This is a genomic window from Bacillus sp. Marseille-Q1617 (assembly GCF_903645295.1).
Classification (GTDB): Bacteria; Bacillota; Bacilli; order Bacillales; family Bacillaceae_B; genus Rossellomorea.
In genome coordinates this window covers 757,609-780,009 of record NZ_CAHJXM010000002.1, presented here as the reverse complement: position 1 = coordinate 780,009, position 22,401 = coordinate 757,609, and the positions used below count along the sequence as shown (strand labels likewise).

The window sequence follows — 22,401 nt, the reverse complement described above, 5'->3', positions numbered from 1 at the left end:
GGCCTACCTCACTACGGAAGCCGAGACGGCTTCTTTGAAGATGGCGAAGATTTCATCCAATTGCTCTTCTGTGATGATGAGCGGAGGAAGGAATCGGACGACTGCTCCATGTCTGCCCCCCACTTCAAGGATCAAGCCGCGCTTGAAGCACTCCTGCTGGATTCTGCTTGCAAGCTCAGGATTTGCCGGGTGGCTTCCCGATGTTGACTGCGGGAGGGATGGGTCCACCATTTCAACGCCGATCATCAAGCCTCTTCCCCTCACGTCCCCGATTTCAGGAAATTCGCTTTGAACTCCGGATAACGACTGGAGGAGTCTTTGTCCCATTTTGTCAGCATGCTGAGCCAGGTCATGTTCCTTGATATATTTCAAAGTTGCCGTACCCGCTGCCATTGCCATCTGGTTGCCGCGGAACGTCCCGATATGCGCTCCCGGTTCCCAGCAGTCCAGGTCTTTGTCATACACGACCACTGATAACGGGAGACTGCCTCCGATCGCTTTCGAGAGGACGAATACATCCGGGACGATTCCTGCATGTTCGAACGAGAATAGTTTCCCTGTCCGTCCGATTCCCGTCTGCACTTCGTCGATGATGAGAGGAATGCCTCTTTCCTCCGTGATCCGTCTCATTTCCTTCAGCCACTCGATCGGTGCCGGAACCGAACCGCCTTCGCCCTGTACGGTCTCGAAGATCATCGCAGCCGGCGGCAGGACCCCGCTTTCAGGGTCATCAAGCAGGTTCTCGATATAGCGTGCCGAGATGCGGTGGCTTTCTTCTCCCCCTACACCGAACGGACAGCGGTACGTGTAAGGGTACGGCAGGAAATGCGTGTCAGGCATGAGCCCTCCCACCTTTTTCTTCGGACCCAGGTTCCCCGAGATTGCCATCGTTCCGTGCGTGGCACCGTGGTACCCTCCCTGGAAGGTCAGGATGCTTTGTCTTCCGGTTGCCGTTTTGACCAATTTCAGTGCAGCTTCGATCGCATCTCCCCCGGTCGGCCCGCAGAATTGTACTTTTGCACGGTCGCGGAATCCTTCAGGCAGGGAAGCGAATAGCTCATTTACGAATTCTTCTTTTACCGGGGTTGTAAGATCTAATGTATGTAATGGGCGTTTATCACGGATCACTCCTTCCATCGCTTCGATAACCGCTGGGTGATTATGTCCGAGCGCCAATGTGCCGGCACCTGCCAGGCAGTCGTAATATTTCCTGCCTTCCATATCGGTCACATGGATACCTTCTGCCTCGCTGATGGCAAGAGGGATCCTTCTCGGGTAGGATCTTGCATTCGATTCACGTTTCTCCTGCTGGCTTAGTAATTCTTTATTTGAAGTCAAGGTTTGAACTGTCATTCGTCATCTCCCTTTCATTGGTTGTTTCCGTAATTGCTTTCTTCGTCATAGTAATTGATAATGATTATCAGTGTCAATGGTTAATTGATAACCGTTCTCAACAACTAGCAGCCACCTTGGTTCATTTGTCATATATTCATTTCATTGAACTCAGATGGTCTTCAGATGTGATGACAGCAGCTTTTGGAGAAGGCTGGAATGAGAATATTACAGCCTATTTCGTGAATTTCCATTCAACAATCCATCCATACACTTTTGTGTAAAAAGGGAAAATTGACCCACAGTAATTAAATGATGTTGAGAAAAAATACACTGTGATAAAACTATTTCAAACCATCTCACTTCGTAGTATATTTAGGGTACCGAAATAATTTAGAACGTGATGAGGAGCTGCACAACATGTGGAAAAACAAAAATGTTTGGATTTTATTGATAGGGGAATTTGTGGCCGGCCTGGGGCTTTGGCTGGGAATCATCGGGAATCTGGAGTTTATGCAGGAAAAGGTGCCGTCCGATTTTCTTAAGTCACTGATTCTCGCTTCCGGTCTTCTTGCCGGACTCGCTGTCGGTCCCCTTGCAGGGAGGTTGACCGATCAGGTTAAAAAGAAAAAGGTGATGCTGGTCTCTGGTTTCACCCGGGCACTGAGTGTCATTTTCATGCTGATTGCGATTGAAACAAGTTCTGTTTTGTGGATGATTGTATTCCTTGTGAGCATTCAAGTCTCGGCAGCCTTTTATTTTCCCGCACTTCAAGCTGCCATCCCCCTGGTGGTCAAGGAGAAAGATTTATTGCAGATGAATGGCGTGCATATGAATGTAGCCACACTTTCAAGGATCCTCGGGACTGCACTTGCAGGCATTCTCCTGGTCGTGCTTTCTTTATCGATGCTTTATGTATTGTCGCTGGCAGCGTATATCGCATTGTTTATACTCACATGGTTCTTGTCCATTGATGAAGAATCACTTTCACCTGCCGTCAAAGGTCAAAAAGCGAAAGGTACCAGTTTCAAAGAGGTCTTCCCTATCATCAAGGGCCTGCCCATTGTATTGATGACCCTGATCTTGACGCTGGTCCCGCTGCTGTTCATCGGCGGGTTTAATCTCATGGTGATTAATATCAGCGAGCTTCAGGCCAGTTCTGCGATCAAAGGGTGGATTTATACGGCAGAAGGAATTGCTTTTATGACGGGTGCGTTTTTTGTAAAGAAAATGGGGGAAATGATGTCGCCATATAGAATACTGTTCTTCTTTTCATTTGTCATCGGGGTCTCCCAGCTTCTGCTTTATTTTGCAGTCAACCCTGTGATGTCGGTTGTTTCGTTTGCCATATTCGGATTTGCGGTAGGATGCTTCTTCCCGACGGCCGCGACCATTTTCCAAACCAGGATGCCCAAGGAATTCCACGGACGCTTCTTCTCATTCCGGAACATGCTGGACCGCTTGATTTTCCAGGTTGTATTGCTCATTACGGGACTACTCTTGGACCTGGTCGGCTTACAGATCATGACGGTTCTATTTGGATGTCTATCCCTGATCATGACCGGACTTTTTTATTCAAGATATCGCCAGCTGAAAAATACCGTGCTGGCTGAGCAGGCAAGCTGATATGTTATTGTCACGCTTCCTGCGAGGAAAGCAAAGACTTAAGACTTGCACAAATAAAAAAATCTGCCCCATCGGTTCAAATAACCGGTACGGGGCAGATTTTTTATTGTTCCACGACTTCTGCGTTACGTGACTGTTTGTTATGAGAGTGACCTGAGACAATTTTATAAATAAAGATCGTCACCAGAACAACGACACTCGACATCAGATAAAGACTAGTAAAACCAAGTCCTGCGGAAATCATTCCAAGAATGACGGAACCGGCCGCGATTCCAAGGTCATAGAAAATAAAGAATGTGGATGTTGAGTGACTGGTTCTTTCCCTGGCCGCAGACTGGATCGCCATCGTCTGATAGCTCGGCAGGAGAGCGCCGTATCCCAGTCCGATCATCGCACCTGCGAGCAGCAGAATGATGGTGGTATGCGTGACACTCAAGATGATGAGACCGGCCGCGAAGATAAATAAGGACGGATAAATGACCGAGTCCGGTCCCTTATGATCAAATAACCTTCCTGTATACGGTCTTGATAACAGCATGGCTGCCGCAAACACGACGAAAAAAAGACTCACTGATTCAAAAAGGCCGACCGATTTCGCATAGACGGAAATGAACGACATGATGCCCGAGTAGGCGAATGCAGTCAGGAACCCGACAGATGCAATTGGTATCGCCCTCACTTCAATCAGATCCTTCACTGTCAACCGCTTGGCAGCTTTCGGCAAGAAAGCAGCCGCTTCGGCCTTTTGAATGCCGAACGTCAAGATGAATGCGATCACCATCATGCCCGCCAGAAGCAGAAACAGCGCAGAAAAAGGGATGAATTGAACCAGTGCCAAAGAAAGGAATGGACCGGCTACAACGGCAAGATTCATCGACATCGCAAAGTAGCCCATCCCTTCCCCCTTTCGATGTTCTGGAATCATGTCTGCTGCAATCGCGACTAAAACGGTCGAAGCGAAGCTGAACCAGATTCCGTGGAAGAAACGCAATCCCATTAAGAGATAGAAGTCGCTTGTCAGAAAATAAAAGAAGGAAGAAGCCCCGAAGAGAAACACTGATATCATCAAGGTTTTCTTTTTCCCCAGTCTATCGATGATCTTCCCTGAAAATGGCCGGACGATGATCGCCGACAATAAAAACATCGTGGTCACAAGGCCGGCCTGTGCTTCACTTCCCCGAAGCTCATCAATGACGTAGACAGGCAATACGGTAAGCAGCGAATAGAATACTAAAAAGACGAAAAAGTTATTTGATAAAGCCATCAGAAAAGGCTTTGTCCAGATGCTGTTCGTTGTATCTTTCATGTATATCCCCTTTCTTTAAGCTTCCATGTATGTTTCGTAAATTAGTTGTTACACTAATTATATATACAGCAAGCAGAAAAGTAAATATACTTGTCATAACAAATAAAATGAAATCGTTCTCAATTCCAGTGACTTTTATAGTATGATGGAAGTAGACAAAATTTGTAGTAGGTGATCCAGTATGCATGATACACGTGATGAATCGATCGGTCTTTTTACCAGTAATACGGTTAAGAACATCATCCGTTTCTTATCAGTGAACATTAAGAACTTCGATATCACTCCCGAACAGTGGACCGTTCTGAAGCGGCTTTCTGAAAATGACGGGATCAATCAAAAGGAATTGGCGGAAAAAGCTGAAAAGGATCAGCCAACCGTCACGAGAATCCTTGATATCCTTGAGCGCAAAGAACTGATAACCAAGGAAAAAAATAAAGAGGACCGCCGTTCGTTCATCCTGTTCATTACCGATAAAGGAACCGCGGTCAAAGAAGAACTATCCCCAGTCATCGAAGGGCTATGGGAGGAGAAAATCCTTACCGGTATTTCAGAAAAAGACCTGAACGTTTACAGAAATGTCCTTAAGAAAATTAATGAAAATATTGAAAGATCATGAACTAGAAAACGGACTTGCTTACAGCAGGCCCGTTTTTTATTTAGGTAAAAAATTTCAGAAAATAATCTTTGACACCCTGATAACAAATGTTGTATATTACGATAGGAACGAACATTTTTAAATAAACAAAGATTTAATATTCGTTTTTAGGAGTGTTATTCATGGAAAATGTATTTGATTACGAAGATATTCAATTAATTCCTGCAAAATGTGTGGTGAACAGCCGTTCGGAATGTGATACGTCCATTACGCTTGGCGGCCGATCCTTTAAACTTCCTGTTGTTCCTGCAAACATGCAGACGATCATCGATGAAAAGATCGCCGCTTACTTGGCGGAAAATAATTATTTCTATATCATGCACCGTTTTCAACCGGGTAAAAGAATTGATTTTATAAAAGATATGAACTCGCGGGGCTTATACGCTTCCATCAGTGTGGGTGTGAAAGAGGAAGAATACACTTTTGTGGAGCAGCTGGCCGAAGAGAAGCTAACACCTGAATATATTACAATCGACATTGCACACGGGCACTCCAATGCCGTGATCAATATGATCCAGCATATCAAACAACACCTTCCAGAAAGCTTCGTGATCGCCGGAAACGTCGGGACTCCCGAAGCGGTCCGAGAGCTGGAGCATGCGGGTGCGGACGCGACTAAGGTCGGCATCGGGCCTGGTAAAGTATGCATCACGAAAATCAAAACCGGATTCGGTACGGGCGGATGGCAGCTGGCAGCACTTCGCTGGTGTGCCAAAGCGGCATCCAAGCCGATCATCGCAGACGGTGGAATCCGTACACACGGTGATGTTGCGAAATCCATCCGATTCGGTGCGTCCATGGTCATGATCGGTTCATTATTTGCAGGACACGAAGAGTCTCCTGGTGAAACATTCGAAAAAGACGGCAAGCTTTTCAAAGAATACTTCGGTTCAGCGTCCGAATTCCAAAAAGGCGAAAAGAAAAATGTCGAAGGAAAGAAAATGTTCGTTGAACATAAAGGTTCACTGGAAGATACGCTGGTTGAAATGGAACAGGATCTTCAATCCTCCATCTCCTACGCAGGAGGAACAAATCTTGATGCCATCCGCCACGTTGACTATGTTGTCGTAAAGAACTCCATCTTCAATGGGGATAAAGTCTATTAATATCAAACGAGGGACGGGCCTTTAAAGGCCCGTCCCTCGCTGCGTTAATGGGGTAAAGTCAATCCGGTTCCACATGGACGTGGACGTCATAGATTTCATACTCTTTTTCCAGTCGTTTCTCTACTTTTGTGGAGATGTCATGTGCCTCGTTGATGTTCAATCCCTGGTCTACGGTGATGACGACGTCGACGACAATGTTGTTTCCGTAGCTCCTTGCCTTGATGTCTTTGACCCCCTCGACGCCTGGAATCATGCCGATCGTTTCTATGTATTCTTTGATCAGTTCTTGATTAAAGCCATCCGTCAATTGGTGTGAGGCTTCACGGAAAATTCCCCAGGCTGTTTTGCATATGAGGATACCCACGATTAAGGCAGTAAGGGGATCGAGCCAGGGCAGATTGAACTGAGAACCGATGACTCCTACCACCGTTCCGATACTGACCCACGAATCGGAAAGATTGTCTTTTGACGCTGCCATGACCGAATGACTTTTGATTTTCATTGCAAGTTTTTTATTATAACGGTATACCAGATACATCACCAATGCTGAAAAGATACCTGTCCATGCAGCGATCATTTCAGGGGGGTGCGACTGCCCTTCGAACAGTGACAAGACTGCCCCGCTCAACACTTCGATTCCGACGACTGCCATGATGAACGACGCGACCATCGAAGCAACCATTTCAGATTTCCAATGACCGTAGAGATGGTCATCATCGGCCGGCTTTTGAGATAATCTCAACCCGATCAGCACGGCTATGGAAGCCAATATATCAGTCGTATTATTCAAGCCATCCGCTCTCAATGCTTCCGACCCGCTCACATGCCCGATCACCAGCTTTAATATGGATAAGAGAATATACGCAATGATGCTGATGATCGCACCGCGTTCACCCAATTTTAAATGCGAATATCGTTTATCATCCATTGAGCCCAACCTCCAAACACTGCCTGAACATTTTATCAAGAGGCATGCGAGTGGGTCTATAGAAACCTTTTTACCCATTCCCATCTATCTCCCTTAAAGTAAAAAAAGTTGCATAAAGGAAATTAAATTGGTGCAGAAAGATTTCAGTAATTCATTACCTGACGTGACTTAAGGGTGACTTAAGAACTATTAATATAGTTCTATCCCAACCAATTGATTCATATATTTTTTCTAGAAATGGAGGGATAACAATGGGCATCAGACTGATCAAGATTTCGGTTGTTTATTTTATGATCGGCGTGTTATTCGGGTTGTATATGTCGATGACACATGATTACAGCTTCACACCGGTTCACGCTCATATCAATCTTCTGGGCTGGACAGCTCTTACTTTGGCAGGTATCATCTATCATTTATTCCCGGCTGTGTCTCAGACAAAGCTTGCAAAAGCTCATTTTTGGCTCCATAATATCAGTCTCCCGCTTATGATGATCGGACTATTCATCCTCATTTCATCCGGCAACGAAAGCATCATCCCGGTGATTGCGGCAGGAGGAGTCCTGACGACGCTGGCTGTGTTATTATTCGGATACAATGTATTGACGAAATTAAAGGGTGAATAAAAAACAGCTGCTGCCCATTGATGCTAAGGCAGCAGCTGTTTTTCCAATTCTTTTACTTCTTTTTTTAATTCTTCTGCATCTTCAAGCAGCCTCAACATCCCTTTGATGATCAACTCATCAGGTTTCGATTTCCGGCATTCTTCGGAAATCCTATCGGCAATGCTTACATATTCCCCGGCTTCCTCACTTTTCAGTGAATGGATCTTATCATACAGATTCGTCCAGGCTTCTTCCCTTTTTTCAAATGAAATAAATGCCCCTTCACGATCCATGTCGACAGAGAATGGCTTCATCATGTCATCATTAAGGAGAGGTCTGCTCTTCCCTTCGAAGAAGTCAGCAGCAAGGATCATGATCTGTCTGACGATATGCTTTCCGAGATCTTCAGGCTTCAGCTCACTTTCCGTTGAAATCAGGAGCATCATATAGGATGAATAGATGGATTGGGTCATCCACATCAAATCCCACTTATATGGCTCGATCTTATCTCCATACAACCGCTGGAGATTATGCTGCATCCAGCTGAATAGCCGGCCCCTCATCCTGTGCTCCATTGCGGCAAGCTTTTCGCTGTTCTTGGCGGTTTCCCCCCTCATATGCATCCTCATATAGGATTTGTATTCCAGGATCCCCTCAAACTGTACTTGAAACTGTTTAGCCAATCGGTCTTCCGGAGGCATCTTCCCGTCCAATCCAACCACAAACGCCCGTTCGAAGACAAGCTGCTGATAATGTTCATAGATGGAGATGATTAAATCTTCCTTGGATTGGAAAAATGAGTACAGAGAACCCTTGGATATACCGATGCTGTCAGCGATCTGCTGCATCGAGGTTTGGTTGTAGCCTTGTTCTGCAAACAGGTCGACAGCCGCTTCCAGTATTGCTTTACGTTTATTCATATTTATCACCTGTCTTCTATCTGAAGTTCAGAATATCTATTTTACTTTTTAATGGTGCAGCATTGAGATTGTACAAACCCATTTTATCATAGTTCCTCCCCGTCAAATCCTCCATCAACGAAAAGCACATTATTTCTTGACTTAAAAACCCAATCATGAAAAAATGACTTATGAGTCAAATCGATTAAAAGCTATTATATCAGTACATCAAAACATTTCAAAATTTCCATTTGACTAATGAGTCAAACATCGGAATAGGAGGGATTTTCATGATTCAAGCAATCTTGAAGCGTTCAAAGATCACATTGATTTTTGTCCTGCTGTTTGCCATTATCGGGATTTTCACATTTTTTCAACTGCCTCAAAGAGAAATACCTGAAACAGAAGTGAATATCGGGACGGTTTCAACCGTTTATCCGGGAGCAACCGTTGGCACGGTGGAACGGACCGTCACGAATCCGATCGAGAATTCACTTCAGTCCATTGATGGGATCAAGGAGCTGAGTTCGTCATCTGCTGCCGGATTCTCTACTATCATTGTAGAGGTCGAAGATGGCAAAGACAAAAAAGAAGTGTTCAGCGATGTGCGGCAGGCTGTTTCAGATGCTTCCGCATCGTTCCCAGAAGAGGCATTCGACCCTGAGATCAACGAATCAACGGTGAAGATGCCAATTGTTTCTTATCAACTCACGAGCGAGAACCGTGAGAGCCTGCAAGACATCAAAGATGAGATTGACCGCTGGAAAACGGAAGTAGAAGAATTATCAGGCGTTTCGGGGGTTACCGTAAAAGGGCTGCCGGAGGAGCAGATACTCATCGAACTTAACCTTCAAGACTTAAAAGAATCCGGACTGAATGTGTCCAATGTCATGAAGGCGATTAATGATGAATACTACCCTGCCCCTCTCGGAAAAGAAACGATCGATAATGAAGTCGTCCAGCTGACGGTCGAGCACTACACGACCATCGACGAAATGAAAGAGGTCTTTGTCGGAAAGAATACTGGCGGTGAGTCCGTGTTACTCGGGGACATTGCCGATGTGAAAATCTCACCTAAAGACGCAGAAGATATCATCACATTCGAAGGAAAGCCTGCTGTATCGTTTACCGCTTTCGTCAAGCAAGGGGAAGATATCCCTTCTGTCGACGAGCGGGTCAGCGACAAAGTGGATGAACTCTGCGCTAATCTTCCCGAAGACGTGGAGCTAGTACCTTATTATTCACAGGCCAGCCTGGTAACGGATATATTCAAAGGGTTGTTCACTTCCCTGGCGATTTCTGTGCTGGCAGTCATCGTCACCACTGCCATAGGACTTACAGGTTCCGGGGTTTTCGTAGTCGCCTTGGCGATTCCGATTTCCGTCCTGGCCGGGTTGATCCCACTTCCTTATGCAGGCGTGGACCTCAACCAGATTTCGGTCATCGGGGCCATTATCGCACTGGGTATCCTTGTTGATGACTCGATCGTCATGAATGACAATATCCAGCGCCGCTATAAACTCGGGGACAATGCCCTGACAGGTGCAGTCAACGGTGTGAAGGAAATGTGGGTGTCCATTCTAACGTCTTCCCTTGCCATCGTGTTTACGTTCCTGCCGCTCGTCTTTTTATCAGGCGGAAACGGAGCCTTCATCCGGGCGCTTCCGACCGTTTTGATTACGACGATTCTTGCGTCGACGCTGGCTGCACTGGTATTTGTACCTGTGCTCCGTTACATGCTGTACAGTAAAACGAAGAAACAAATCTCGGATTCACCAGGCTTGATCGGGAAGCCGCTTGATAAGTTTGCAGATTTCTACGCAGATGTCATTTTAAAAAGGTTTTCCAAGAAGCCTTTCCTGACAGCCTCTCTGGGACTTGTGTTCACGACCGCTATCTTCGGTCTGATCGCCTTTACACCATTTGAGTTCTTCCCATCTGCCGACCGCGAGGAAGTGACGATTGACGTCACTCTTCCGATCGGAACGACGCTTGAGGAAACCTCAGATACGCTTGCTGAAATGGAAGATCGACTGAAAACCGATAAAGGCGTCTATGAAACAAGCGTATTCGCCGGAACAGGGCTGCCGAATCTATTCAACAGCTCCCTTCAAAATTCGGGGGAACACACCGGCCAGATCGTAGCGCGCGTCGACAGGGAAAATCAGACGGCCCAAGGCTTGATTGAGGAGTGGACCGAAAAGCTCCGCAGCGAATTCCCTGATGCTGTACTTTTCATGGAAACGATTGAGCAGGGACCGCCGGCCGGAGCACCTGTAACGGTTACCGTGTCGGGCCCTGAAATGGAGAAATTGCTTGAATTGAGGGATTCACTGAAGGACGCTATCGGAAACCTGGAAACGAATCTTGTCGTTGATAATGTCGGGGAACTCTCCCCAGTGCTTGAGTATATCCCTGACCGGGAAGCTATGGAGGAAAACGGGATCACCGTTAATCAAATCAGTGAACAGATTCGCCTGGCGACTGAAGGAATCCCTTTGAAGGCTTTTGATAACGGCGTCACCAAGCGCGACATGAATCTTGTTCTGGACGGCAATGAAGGGGAAGTCGATCTTTCTTCCTTGGAATTACCGGCTGCTGGCGGCCAGACCCCTGCGGGACCACCTGAACTTGTCTCGTTGGATGAACTGGTGACTGTCGAAACGAAAGAAGAAATCCAGCAGATCCCTCATGTCGACGGTGAACGCGCCATTACAATCCGTGCATTCCCTGAGAATGAGGAAGGTTATGAGGAAAAAGTCCAAGAGATCGTGGATGGCGCGGGGAAAGACCTTGGAGCTGAATACAGCGTGACTCTCGGCGGAGAAAACGAAGCGCAGGACAGCTTCTTCTCGGAAATCACCATCTTGTTCACGATTGTGATCTTCCTTGTTTACCTGCTGATTGCACTGCAATTCAACTCGCTATCCATGCCTTTCCTTGTACTGGTTGCCGTTTATCTGGCCATTGCCGGAGCCATACTCGGATTATTCGTCACACAGACACCAATCAGCTTCCTTGCCGTCATGGGGATGGTTTCACTGACGGGGATAGTCGTCCGGAACTCGATTGTGCTGATCGAATTCATCGAGCAGCGATTGAAGGACGGCATGCATGTAAAAGAAGCAGTCGTCGAAGCCGGCCGTGCAAGATTACGCCCGATCGTCCTGACTGCCATCACATCGATCGTCGCTTTGATCCCGGTGGCGGTCAGCGGAGATGCCCTCTTCACACCGCTTGCCGTTACCATCATTTCCGGAATCGCATTCTCGGTCATCCTTACACTGATGATCGTGCCGATGCTTTACCTAGTATTTGATCGATTCCGACATAAGAAAAGAGAACGAGCTGCAAACTGATTTGAAGGCCCGTCCCTCATCTCTTTAAATCGCTAAAAGCCCGTCCCTCACTGCGTTGATGCAGTGAAGGGCGTTTTTTTATGCGTTGAAGGGTTGGTTTTTGTGTGATGATATTGACTTGGCCAAGAAATTTAATACGAATTCTTTATTAAGGGGTCGAGGGAATATCGCCGATTCCTAGTCGTCCCGGTCGAGGGTAGATTCATTTGTGACAGCACCCTGGCTGCAGTGGAAAGGGATTGCAGGTTGGTGAAGTGTCTCATTTCTTTATTCGAGATGGTCGTGTCGACGAGCAGTGCATAGTCCTTCAAAGCTTCGATATGAGCATCCTTTTTCTTTAACCGGCAAGTTGGACACCACCAGTTACCCTGGACCCTTTCCATCGAAAGGGATTGACACTCACTGCAATAAACGCCTGGCAGAATATCGGATGGTGAAAACTGAAATTGTGCGAGGACATCCGGCTTCAGGGGATCATGGAATTTCATGAGACGGTTTGCAATCCGGTTCAGCGCTTTTTGAGTCACCACAGGCTTCGGATATTTAGCGGTCAGTTTTTTAATTTCGTAGACAAGCCTTTCGCTGCGAATCAGCTTATCCAGTACGAGTTGATTTTTAGAAGTATTTTTAATGAGTGTGTGGGAGTTGGTGAGAACGACTCGATATTCAATCGGAAAAGTGGGAAAAACCTTTGATGTCAGCCAGTTCTCCAGCCCCTCTTTTTGTTTATACGCCTGAAGGATTGGATCGGGGAATACCTCAGAAATTTCATGTCTGGTCCTGATCATTTGATTGAAATCCGTATCGATATAGATTTCCCCGGCTATGTTCTTCACTTCCGAAATGAGAATGAAGTTAGTATGCAGGATAAGAGTATCAATTTGAAAGAAAAATGTTTTATAAGAAAGGCGGAGATCAAATAAAATCAAGTATTCTTTATCGGGCAAAAAGCTTAAATGATAATTTAGGGACAACTCCCCTTTGTATCCTGCTTCAAGCTTTCTTAATTCTGCTGCAATCTCTTTTCTCAAAGGGTGATTTGGGAGGATTCTTCTCAGTAAGGCATATAACATAAAGATTTTGATTGGGGCGCAGGGCATTTTCTTGATCAATTGACCACTCCTTTTGTAAATGAGGTAGTTTGACGGAGGTTAAGACGGGAAATTGAAGTTTTATTCGGGGTTTTCAGGAGGCGGGAGAAGGAATCTTTCGGGAATGCCTGTGTATCTTTCAGTTTTGGGTAAAAATCTTCGAGTGTTCCTCGCTAACCTTCGAGTTTCGGCTTATAATCTTTTAATTTCAGAATTAATTCCGTCACTTACCAAATTATAACAAAATAACTATATGACAAGCTACATTTTTTTCTCAACCTCTAAAAATGGTGACTGTATCCAATCCCAAAGCCCCCTTTCATAAACCCTTTCACCCCTCCCGAATAAATTAATCATGAGAAAGGAGTGAATTCAAATGAGTCATTCAATTTGGTTATTTTTTTTAGGCATTCTTTCAGGGTTTGCCCTGCTCCGGGTGCCGCTGACAGGATTTTTGGAGCCGATTAACCCGATTGCCGATGTCATTGGGGTATTGGCCATTCTATTATTCTCGATCGTTCTCATTCTCAAAGGGGTCCTCCACCTGATCGACAGCAGGAGGTCATAATGACAAAGGCCGGTCCCTTGATATTCCTAAGGGACCAGCCTTTACTTCTTTATCCATACTTCTTCTGATGCTCCCGCTTCATCTTGAGATAGTCTTCATCTTCCCTTGCCAGCTTCCATTTCTCTTCAAAAATGGCGGCGGATTCAGCTTTCTCCGAATCAATCTGCCTCTCCTTCACATCGCCGTCTCCATCATATTTCCGGCCGCCTTTATAATTCGCATAGCGCCGGGCTCTGGTATATCCCATTTGAAGGAATTTCCTGGCCATGTCCATCCCGACGAAGTCGTCCTTCTCTTTATATTGAAGGAACATATCATAAATTTTTTTGGAAGATTCAGCTGCAATATCCGGTGTTTTAAATCGCCAGTGCAGAAGGATTTCACTTTTATAAGGTTCAACGAGTAGGACCCCCTGCTCTCCCCGGCCGACCCGGTACAACTCAGGGTTCTCCCTGAAGTCGACGGAATCAAAGTCCAATGAATAATCGAATGGCATCGTATCATCCTTTTTTCATCTTGTTTACCCCGGGGGTTCCGTGCTTAACCCCTTCAAAACTGCAAAAGACCTGTATAGAACCACTCTATACAGGTCTTTGATTTCAAAAAAACTACTTTTTCGGCTCATCCAGCGCTTGGTACTTCGCCTGATACTTACCGCCGTCCGCCACTTCGGAATGGTACAGTGCCTTCATGGCAAAACTTCTCTCCAAGCCCTGCTCATCCATCAGTTTCTTTAACCGGTCCTGCAGTTCTTTTTCATCTTTCATCAGCCGTTTCATTTGAGAACGTATATATTTCAAGGGTTTTCAACTCCTTTTTAGCCTATCGATGAAGTACCATTATAACAACCTTTGGGGATTATACAAAATTTCGCTGGCAGCCCACATGAATGCTTGATAGAATCATAGATGAAGAGTAGAAAAATCTGTAAGTTACTTATAAACTGCTTAAAACACAAATACATATTAGAAGAGACATCGACACCCTTAGACCGGCCTTAAATGATATCAATTTTAAAAAGAGAGAGGGATTGTCATGTACAAAATGTATTGCAGGGCCTATCAAACCGCATACCGGGGCGCTTTATATTTCCTGCCGTGGCGTAAACCCCGGCTGATCGAAGGGGAAAACAGCCTTACCCAATTGCCGGCTGCCTTAAAAGAAAGCGGGATTTCGAGCATCCTGATCGTTACCGATGAAGGGATCTCTTCCCTCGGATTGATGAACGGACTCCTCGAGGGGTTGAATAGTAGCAACATTCAATACACTGTTTATGATAAAACCGTCCCGAATCCGACGATTGATAATATCGAAGACGCCTTGAAAATGTACCACGACAACAAGTGTGATGGGATCATCGCGATCGGCGGAGGATCGCCGATCGATTGCGCCAAAGCTGTGGGGGCAAGGGTTGCAAGACCCGAAAAGACCATAGCGGAAATGAAGGGACAGCTGAAAGTAAGAAGGAATCTCCCTCTCCTCGCAGCCGTCCCGACAACTGCCGGAACGGGAAGCGAAGCAACGATTGCCGCAGTGATTTCAAATCCGGATACCCATGAAAAATATGCAATTAACGACTTATCGCTGATTCCGCAAATTGCGGTGCTCGATCCCCAGCTTACGGTAAAACTTCCGCCCCACATCACATCGACGACTGGAATGGATGCATTGACGCATGCAGTCGAGTCGTACATCGGCAGGAGCAGGACCCGTGAGACAATGGAGTGCAGTAAACAGGCCGTGAAGCTGATATTCAGCAATCTTTACGAAGCCTATTCAAACGGTGAGAACATCGAGGCCCGGAGAAATATGCAGAAAGCCTCCTATCTGGCAGGCGTGGCGTTCACCCGTGCTTACGTCGGATATGTCCATGCCATCGCCCATACCCTCGGCGGATTCTATTCGGTTCCCCACGGGCTAGCGAATGCCGTCATCCTCCCTTATGTACTCGATTACTACGGGGAGTCGGTTCACCAGCCTCTTGCGGAATTAGCCGATGCAGCAGGTATCGGTTCACCATCCGATACGGCAGGCGAAAAAGCGGCGGCTTTCATTTCTGCGATCAAGAAGCTCAACACGGACATGAAGATCCCGGCCAAAGTGGACGGCATTTCCGAAAGCGATATCCCGCTGATGGTGAAGCGGGCACTGACGGAAGCGAATCCGTTCTATCCGGTGCCGAAGATCCTGTCTGATACCGACTTATCAAAGCTCTATTTTTTAATAAAGCAATAAAAATACAAAAGGTGCCCCTCCTTCATGGATGAGCACCTTTTGTAATTAATTTATTTCAGCTTCGCGACAATCTTCCCTTTTACATGGCGTTCCGACAAGCGGTTGAGCGCCTCTGGAATTTCCTCCAGTGAGATGACCTCTTTCAGCATGGCGTCCAGTTTTCCTTCAAAAAGGAGGGAAAGCATGTGATCACCGATGACGGCAAAGTCCTTTTGAGCGCGAAGGTCATTGGACTGATGTCCCGCTCCCAGTGCAATTTCGTGGTAGGATACCACTTTAGTGAATGGTTTTATTGCAGTAAAATCAGGTGCTCCTGCGATATAGACGATATGTCCCATGTACGCGAGCATGTCGAGGGCTTCGGTTGCACTTTGCCTGCTGACCGCGTCGACCACTGCGTCCACTCCGCGACCCTCCGTGATTTCCATCACTTTCTCTTTTACATCTTCTTCACGGTAGTCGATAACATAATCGGCTCCGAGCGACTTCACATACTCATGATTGTGTGAAGAAGCAGTCGAGATGACGGTTTTACCAGCAAGTTTCGCTAGCTGGACACCAAATCCTCCAACCCCTCCGGCACCGCCATGAATCAAGATGGTATCTACTTGATCCATCGGTAATTTACGGTGAAGTGCCTGATATGCCGTGTAACCTGCAGTCGGCAGGGCGGCGGCCTCCTCAAATGAGACAGTGCCCGGGATTTTTGAAACAGTGTGGGCGGTGATCAGCGTAAATTCTGCAAAGCCGCCTTTTCTTGTCAAATCACCGTGATAAACAACACGGTCACCTTTTTCCCAGCCGGTCACACCTTCGCCGGCCTCTGCCACTACACCTGCAACATCCAGCCCCAGAATATGTGGATATGTCCAGTTCGGATTTCCATTCGTTCCCGTCTTATAATCGACAGGATTCAAGCCGACAGCATGAACCTCGATCAATAATTCATCCTTACCAGGTGCCGGTTTTTCCGTTTCTTCCACTTTCATGTCTTTCCATAACCCTTTATCTTTAAGAAGCAATGCTTTCATCCTATAGCCACTCCTAAAATTTGTTGTATATTCTCTTACGGTATATGATATCTACTTTCAACAAATGAGACAAGCAGGCACTATTTAGTACCTTACTTACCGGTTGGATACCTGCTGTCAAAACGTTAAGGAGTAATAACAGGAAAGGACTTGTCCCATATCGACAAGTCCTTTTTCATATCGTTACCTGCGCTCTAATGGAAGGGTCATGCAGCGGATGCCGCCTCCCCCTTTTTCCAATTCATTCACATCGACTTCAATGATCTTTTTATTCTTTAATTTAGGATGCTCATGCAGGATTCTCTTGTTCATCTTGGTGCTGACAAGGAGCGTTTCCGGATCAAGATTCAAGAAATTAATATCTGCCACGGTGTGACTTACTTTGTCTGTCCACAGCACGTCGAATCCATGGCGGTTCAGGAAATCCCCCGTCATTCTATATTCAGCGGTATTTTCTGTAATGACCTGTACAGGAAACAGGCGCAAGTAGCTTTTAGCGATCATTACGTCAGCTCCTGCCACATTGCAGTTCATATCAAGATGCAGCGTCTCAGTTTTTCGGGGCAGATCAATTACTCCGATTTCTGAGAACCCCGCTTTAAAAATCTTTTCTTTCATGACTTCCAGACTTTCGATGCTTGTCCTGAGACCAGTATTGATGAACACAGCATCTTTACTCAAAACTAATACGTCGCCATTTTCCCAGGCCTTGATCCGGTTATTGTCTTTGAGAGAGAATGTCTTCTCGTCAAACCACTGCTGGAAAAGCTGATGACTGTGAAGATATTCCGGCGCTCTCATCGTTGATCCCGCAACTCCCGGAATGACTGTATTCCCGAAGACGCAAGCGTAGTCACGGACAAATATCCGGTTGATGAGCCGGGGATTAAGTTCAGCGTGTTCCCCTTTTAGATAGATGGAATAATCGATTACTTGTACTCCTGCACGTTCCATGGCCAACACCATTTTTTCATGATCTTCGCATGCCTTTTCGTGTTTAACGGGCTTTTCCCACCCGACATAATCCGCGGTGCGCTGATCGGGGACATCTAATGTTGTAGGTGAGCAAACAACGACCGTACGTAACTCTTCGTGTTCACTCCAGCAGTTTGGGTGTAGATTGAGCATTCGCGGACCTCCTTTTGTTTCCTCTTTTACTTTCTCCTTTCTTTATGAAAAACATTCAAGACATAAAAAGAGCCAAAGCTCAATACGCTTCAACTCTTGATCCTCTTTTGCCTATTCATAAATGGACACTTCGAAAGTGAGGAATCATCATCACTGAGGAAGTACTGCTGCCATTCGTGGTTATCCTCCTGACCGTACCACTTAAGGCTCGGATGCACATCGATTTCATCGTATTCCACAAGCCTTTTCCGGATCACTTTTTTCAATTTCTGGCCGAAGGCAGTGGAAGAATTAATTTCATCGAACACCCAGCGCGGCTGAAAGGCGATCATAAAATAAGGAAAATGCCTGCTTTTTCGTATTGAATGCGCCGGCGTCGCACAAAATGCAAAGTATGGTTCCCCGTCGAAACAAAATTCCCAGCTGTGATGATGGGGGTCCTCGGCGATCCCTTCCGGCCATGGTGTTTCATCCAAATCATGGACCTTATTTAATACAGACCAGAACATGTCATGAAAGTGATTGATTCCTACTCCTTCCAACCCATCCGATTGAAAGAAAACGACTAACGAAGCGTAATTCCCTGTATCCCTTGAGATTTCTCCATACTCCTTTAAAAGCACAGCGAGTTGTTCAATTGATCCGGGTGTTCTCGGGTCATCCGCAAACCCAAAGCGCAGCATATCCCTTTGAAACCCCTGTTTCCCCGGTACACATGGATATGGGTGCTGTTCATCACAGATCATGTCTGAGAAATCGGTGTAGGCAGACTGCTGCCATGGGGTGAGTTCATCTATATGTTTATCGATCCAGCTTTTTGAAAGTAACATCGGACAAATCCCTCCTAAAAGACTACACACTATCCTATTAGGAGGTGTTCGATTGGGTGTCTGTCTATTATCCTAGTATGACTCCGGCAGCCTTCACTCCGAAATAGATGCCGAATCCGATCAGGACGATGCCGGAAATGATGGAGATCCACCGTGTGATGCTTTGATTGAACCATTTCCTGGTTCCTGCTGCGACAGACGCCATCGCAAAATCCCAAAGCGTGATCCCCAGGAAGATTCCCATGCTGTATATCAGTATTTGCCCGCCTTGATATTTACTGGAGGTCTCGGCCAGGATCGACCCGTAAATCCCGAGCCAGAACAAAATACTCAGGGGATTTGAAATCGCCATTAAAAAACCGGTACGAAACGACTTCCCTTTCGTTTCCCTTCCCCTATGTTGATGCTGCTGAGCGGCAGCACCGGCCTTCACCACACTTTCAATCCCCGTATAAACGAGCACAAAGAAACCGAACAGCCATAAAAATAATTGAACGATGGGCATGTCCGCAAACTGGGCGAGACCGAAATAGATGAGCAGCATGAATATAGCATCCGCCGCCATGCCTCCTACGCCTGCAAGCCATGCATGCCAGAACCCGAACCGGATCCCCTTGTCCAATTGAAGGGCATTGATCGGGCCCATCGGCGCTGACAGCGATAATCCCAATGCAATATAACTGATGAATACGCTCATTCTTAAAAACCACCTCTACATTACTTCTCCCTATTATATTCGGACGGGCCTTCATGTATTAGTCTCAGATGATATTGACTGAAACGGCAGAAGATTTTCCATACATGATTCCCTCCTCAAAGGGAAATCTAACACCGATGTCAACGACTTTAGGAGGGAAACATCATGTTCAACCAACAAAACAATCAGCAAAACCAAACTCAAAACACCCCCCAGCCGGGAATGAATCAAATGAATAAAAATCACGGCGGCCATGAGTTATTCGATGCCCATGAAGTGATTGCAGGAATCATCAGCATGCTCGATCAGTATCAAATGTATGATCAGCATATCCAGGACCCTGAGCTGAAAGATATCGTCAAACGACAGACAGCTTTTGTGACAACGATGTACAATACGATCGTCGGAAGCTTCTCAACCGGACGCGATCCTCAAGTACCGACACAGCAGTATAAAATGACGCAGAACAATGACGCGGTATATGGAATCAAGCCGGGACAGCCGAAAAAGCCGAACCAATCAGTCAATGAACTGTCAGACAAAGGCCTTTCAGCTTATATGCTTGGCCAGACCAAGACACTTTCGACTTTGCTCGCGATGACAGCGCTTGAAATGACGAACCCGGTCCTGCGACGCGTCGTAGCGGACAGCGTGCCGAACTTCATCGAAATGAGCTACGAAATTTTCTTGTATCAAAACAAGCACGGCTACTACCAGGTACCTCAGCTGAACGACCAGGATATGGCGCAAATGCTGCAAAGCTACGCAACTGTCCCTCAGCAGCCGGGGAATATGCCTCACTAATTAACGAGTGGGACGCGGGATTCCGCGTCCTTTCTCATTTAACCAGAGCCGCTCCTTTTTAAGAAATGGAGGCTTTCACTTCTTTAGCATCCGTTGCATCAGATTCCAATGATTTGGTGATCAAATGGTAGAGGAAAGTCCCCGTAAGACCAAGAGCCAGCAGGATGCCCCCCATCATCACCGGACTGATCCACTCGCCGACGATGATCAGCAGCGACGCGATGATCATCGTCCCATAAAACGTCAGGCTGTAAAATGCCATATACGTGCTCCGGGCATTCGAAGGGGCAAGTTCCCCAATCATCGCTTGTTTAACGGGAACATACATAAGTTCACCGACCGTGCCGACAAAGATGATGATAAAGAGAAGGAAAATACTGTTGGTAAAAGCAAGTGCACTGAAGCTGACGGAAAAAATGAACATACCCGCAACGAGAGTCCAGCGGTCCTTCCATTTTTTAAATAAAAATAAAACCACTGTGGACAAAAGCACGACCAGCATCGTGTTTTCTGTTTTCAAAAATCCGAGCATCTTTGTGCCATCGAGCATAAATTCCATTCCGAACAATGAAACGGATTGCTCAGGGATATCCTTTTCCAGCCGTATACCCACATAATTGGTCAATGACTGCTCCAGAGTGAAAATGAATACGGCGCCGACTATATAAAACATAAATAGTTTATCTTTTAAGACCGCAGAGTAGCTTTGCAGGAATTCTAAAGGTGAAGATTTGGTTTGCCTGGATGATGGATCGGATGAAGTTTTTTTTGGTGTGTAGGTTTCTGAGATGAAGAAAATAGTGATGAGTACAGATAAAAGAGAGATGGCCGATATTCCGATGAACAGCTCAAACAAATAGCTTTTAAACAAGAAGGCACCAATGATACCCCCGAGTGCAGTGGCCAGGTTTCCGAGCCAGTAGCTGATCGTAAACACGAGCTTTCTCGATTCTGAATCCGTGACATCAATGATCATCGCCTGCGCAGCCGGCTGAAACATCCCGCCAGAAAACATATTGAAGACAAATAAGACCGCAGATACATACGGCAGATCATACCAAGGGGAATTGCAAAAAGCGATAAGCAGATAGGTGACCAGCACTCCGATTTCTGAATAAATCATGATGTTCCGCCGCCCGATTTTATCGGAGACATGCCCGCCGATGAATCCGCCGATCACCCCGCTGATGACGGTCAATATGAGAATGACCCCCGTTTCGGCGGTCCCGATTTTTTTTGAAAAATAGATGGCCAGGAACGGAATGACGGCCATGGACACAAGTCCGCCAAGGAACTGCATGCCCAACCTTAATTTGATGTTGGGATGGATGTCCCTCAATTTCATCGCATTTCCTCCCTTGCGCCTGCAACCGGACCAAACAGCCTCAGTGCCTGAATTTTCATATCGCTCCAAACCAAATTTGTATAATCATCGACAAACGTCAATCTCATACCATTTATGAGGGATAAATACGACTGGGCAATCAAAGGCGGTGAATCCTTGTAGAAAAGTCCCATCTCCTGCCCTTCTGCAATGACCGGATAGATCTTGTCGATAAACACGTTAACAAAATCATCAAGCTCTTTGAACAGTACCGGATACCTGTCGGGTCTGGCAAGCACCTGCTGGATCAGACGCAGATAATCCTTGCTCTTCGAAAACAGATCCACTTGGCAATGAATCATGTCTTTTACCTTCTCCATGGGGCTGCCGCTGTAACGTTCTTCTATTTCATAAAAATAAGGCTTTAATTCTTCCAGAGGCTCCAAAACGGAAGATTGAAACAGTACTTCCTTTGTTTCGAAGTACGTAAAAACGGTGCCAAAACTGACGCCTGCTTCCTTTGCGACCGCAGCAATCGGCGTCTCGGCAAATCCATTTTCGCTGAACAGTTTTACCGCTGCCTGCAGAATCATCGCCCTTTTCCGTTTCTTTTTTTCTTCAAGTGAAAGTGATGCCGACATGTGAATTCTCTCCCTTATAAAAATTGATTGATCAATCAATCATTATGATATTGTAAGTTACTTCCAATGTCAACACTTTCATGGACTAAATATTCGACATATTCCAAAAGGTTGCATGGTCATTTTTTGAATGTAACTCTTCAAGTTCTTTTATACATCTCAAGAATTTTCAAGAAATAGTTTTATGAAACCTTGAAATTAACCAAATCTTTATCCCTATGTAACTTCCTTTTATTAAT

The 22,401-nt window shown here is 46.1% G+C and carries 21 protein-coding genes; 8 read left to right on the top strand and 13 right to left on the bottom strand.

The window, feature by feature from the left end; all coding sequences use genetic code 11:
- Positions 1–3 precede the first annotated feature (3 nt).
- Positions 4–1,353 (bottom strand): aspartate aminotransferase family protein, encoded by a 1,350-nt coding sequence (locus HWX64_RS15235; protein ID WP_175990384.1) that lies wholly within the window; start codon positions 1,351–1,353, stop codon positions 4–6.
- Positions 1,354–1,752: 399 nt separating this feature from the next.
- Between HWX64_RS15235 and HWX64_RS15230 the strand changes: the two genes are divergently transcribed.
- Positions 1,753–2,958: an MFS transporter gene (locus HWX64_RS15230; RefSeq protein ID WP_175990383.1), complete on the top strand. Its 1,206-nt coding sequence runs from the start codon at positions 1,753–1,755 to the stop codon at positions 2,956–2,958.
- A 103-nt stretch (positions 2,959–3,061) separates the two neighbouring features.
- Here the strand turns inward: HWX64_RS15230 and HWX64_RS15225 are convergent, their stop codons facing one another.
- On the bottom strand, positions 3,062–4,264 hold the full coding sequence (locus tag HWX64_RS15225; RefSeq protein WP_175990382.1) for an MFS transporter: 1,203 nt from the start codon (positions 4,262–4,264) through the stop codon (positions 3,062–3,064).
- Between the two features lie 181 nt (positions 4,265–4,445).
- Here HWX64_RS15225 and HWX64_RS15220 point away from each other — a divergent pair, with 181 nt between their 5' ends.
- Both HWX64_RS15220 and guaC read left to right on the top strand, forming a co-directional pair.
- Entirely contained in the window at positions 4,446–4,880 is a 435-nt protein-coding gene (locus tag HWX64_RS15220; protein WP_175990381.1) for a MarR family winged helix-turn-helix transcriptional regulator, read from the top strand.
- Positions 4,881–5,041: 161 nt separating this feature from the next.
- Positions 5,042–6,025, top strand: coding sequence for a GMP reductase (gene guaC / locus HWX64_RS15215; protein ID WP_175990380.1), 984 nt, complete (start codon positions 5,042–5,044; stop codon positions 6,023–6,025).
- A gap of 58 nt (positions 6,026–6,083) precedes the next feature.
- Here the strand turns inward: guaC and HWX64_RS15210 are convergent, their stop codons facing one another.
- Complete coding sequence (locus HWX64_RS15210) at positions 6,084–6,953, bottom strand: cation diffusion facilitator family transporter (RefSeq protein WP_175990379.1); 870 nt, start codon at positions 6,951–6,953, stop codon at positions 6,084–6,086.
- A gap of 251 nt (positions 6,954–7,204) precedes the next feature.
- Here HWX64_RS15210 and HWX64_RS15205 point away from each other — a divergent pair, with 251 nt between their 5' ends.
- A complete protein-coding gene (locus HWX64_RS15205; protein ID WP_175990378.1) occupies positions 7,205–7,576 on the top strand; it encodes a cbb3-type cytochrome c oxidase subunit I in 372 nt (123 codons plus the stop codon).
- Positions 7,577–7,599: 23 nt separating this feature from the next.
- Here the strand turns inward: HWX64_RS15205 and HWX64_RS15200 are convergent, their stop codons facing one another.
- Complete coding sequence (locus HWX64_RS15200) at positions 7,600–8,475, bottom strand: TetR/AcrR family transcriptional regulator (RefSeq protein ID WP_175990377.1); 876 nt, start codon at positions 8,473–8,475, stop codon at positions 7,600–7,602.
- Positions 8,476–8,744: 269 nt separating this feature from the next.
- On the opposite strand from HWX64_RS15200, the gene HWX64_RS15195 reads away from it, so the two are divergent.
- Positions 8,745–11,813 carry an efflux RND transporter permease subunit gene (locus HWX64_RS15195; protein ID WP_175990376.1) on the top strand — a complete coding sequence of 1,023 codons (3,069 nt, stop codon included), beginning with the start codon at positions 8,745–8,747 and terminating at the stop codon, positions 11,811–11,813.
- Between the two features lie 131 nt (positions 11,814–11,944).
- On the opposite strand, the gene HWX64_RS15190 is transcribed toward HWX64_RS15195, so the two are convergent.
- The gene (locus HWX64_RS15190) at positions 11,945–12,925 is read right to left on the bottom strand and encodes a nuclease-related domain-containing protein (RefSeq protein ID WP_175990375.1); all 981 of its coding nucleotides are present in this window, start codon (positions 12,923–12,925) and stop codon (positions 11,945–11,947) included.
- 355 nt (positions 12,926–13,280) lie between these two features.
- On the opposite strand from HWX64_RS15190, the gene HWX64_RS15185 reads away from it, so the two are divergent.
- On the top strand, positions 13,281–13,472 hold the full coding sequence (locus HWX64_RS15185; protein ID WP_175990374.1) for a hypothetical protein: 192 nt from the start codon (positions 13,281–13,283) through the stop codon (positions 13,470–13,472).
- A 49-nt stretch (positions 13,473–13,521) separates the two neighbouring features.
- Here the strand turns inward: HWX64_RS15185 and HWX64_RS15180 are convergent, their stop codons facing one another.
- Together HWX64_RS15180 and HWX64_RS15175 are read right to left on the bottom strand one after the other, a co-directional pair.
- A complete protein-coding gene (locus tag HWX64_RS15180) occupies positions 13,522–13,968 on the bottom strand; it encodes a DUF4385 domain-containing protein (RefSeq protein ID WP_175990373.1) in 447 nt (148 codons plus the stop codon).
- A gap of 112 nt (positions 13,969–14,080) precedes the next feature.
- Complete coding sequence (locus HWX64_RS15175; protein WP_175990372.1) at positions 14,081–14,272, bottom strand: hypothetical protein; 192 nt, start codon at positions 14,270–14,272, stop codon at positions 14,081–14,083.
- 235 nt (positions 14,273–14,507) lie between these two features.
- Between HWX64_RS15175 and HWX64_RS15170 the strand changes: the two genes are divergently transcribed.
- Complete coding sequence (locus tag HWX64_RS15170; RefSeq protein ID WP_175990371.1) at positions 14,508–15,707, top strand: iron-containing alcohol dehydrogenase; 1,200 nt, start codon at positions 14,508–14,510, stop codon at positions 15,705–15,707.
- 50 nt (positions 15,708–15,757) lie between these two features.
- On the opposite strand, the gene HWX64_RS15165 is transcribed toward HWX64_RS15170, so the two are convergent.
- The 4 genes from HWX64_RS15165 to HWX64_RS15150 form a co-directional block, all read right to left on the bottom strand.
- On the bottom strand, positions 15,758–16,738 hold the full coding sequence (locus HWX64_RS15165) for a zinc-binding dehydrogenase (RefSeq protein WP_175990370.1): 981 nt from the start codon (positions 16,736–16,738) through the stop codon (positions 15,758–15,760).
- A 183-nt stretch (positions 16,739–16,921) separates the two neighbouring features.
- Positions 16,922–17,866 (bottom strand): arginine deiminase family protein, encoded by a 945-nt coding sequence (locus HWX64_RS15160; protein WP_175990369.1) that lies wholly within the window; start codon positions 17,864–17,866, stop codon positions 16,922–16,924.
- 89 nt (positions 17,867–17,955) lie between these two features.
- Positions 17,956–18,696: a YqcI/YcgG family protein gene (locus tag HWX64_RS15155; RefSeq protein WP_175990368.1), complete on the bottom strand. Its 741-nt coding sequence runs from the start codon at positions 18,694–18,696 to the stop codon at positions 17,956–17,958.
- 67 nt (positions 18,697–18,763) lie between these two features.
- Positions 18,764–19,393 (bottom strand): LysE family transporter, encoded by a 630-nt coding sequence (locus HWX64_RS15150; protein ID WP_175990367.1) that lies wholly within the window; start codon positions 19,391–19,393, stop codon positions 18,764–18,766.
- Between the two features lie 222 nt (positions 19,394–19,615).
- Between HWX64_RS15150 and HWX64_RS15145 the strand changes: the two genes are divergently transcribed.
- Entirely contained in the window at positions 19,616–20,197 is a 582-nt protein-coding gene (locus tag HWX64_RS15145; RefSeq protein WP_254871198.1) for a spore coat protein, read from the top strand.
- A gap of 58 nt (positions 20,198–20,255) precedes the next feature.
- Here the strand turns inward: HWX64_RS15145 and HWX64_RS15140 are convergent, their stop codons facing one another.
- Complete coding sequence (locus HWX64_RS15140; RefSeq protein WP_175990365.1) at positions 20,256–21,542, bottom strand: MFS transporter; 1,287 nt, start codon at positions 21,540–21,542, stop codon at positions 20,256–20,258.
- Complete coding sequence (locus tag HWX64_RS15135) at positions 21,539–22,162, bottom strand: TetR/AcrR family transcriptional regulator (protein ID WP_175990364.1); 624 nt, start codon at positions 22,160–22,162, stop codon at positions 21,539–21,541. The genes HWX64_RS15140 and HWX64_RS15135 overlap by 4 nt, the downstream gene beginning before the upstream one ends.
- Positions 22,163–22,401 lie beyond the last annotated feature (239 nt).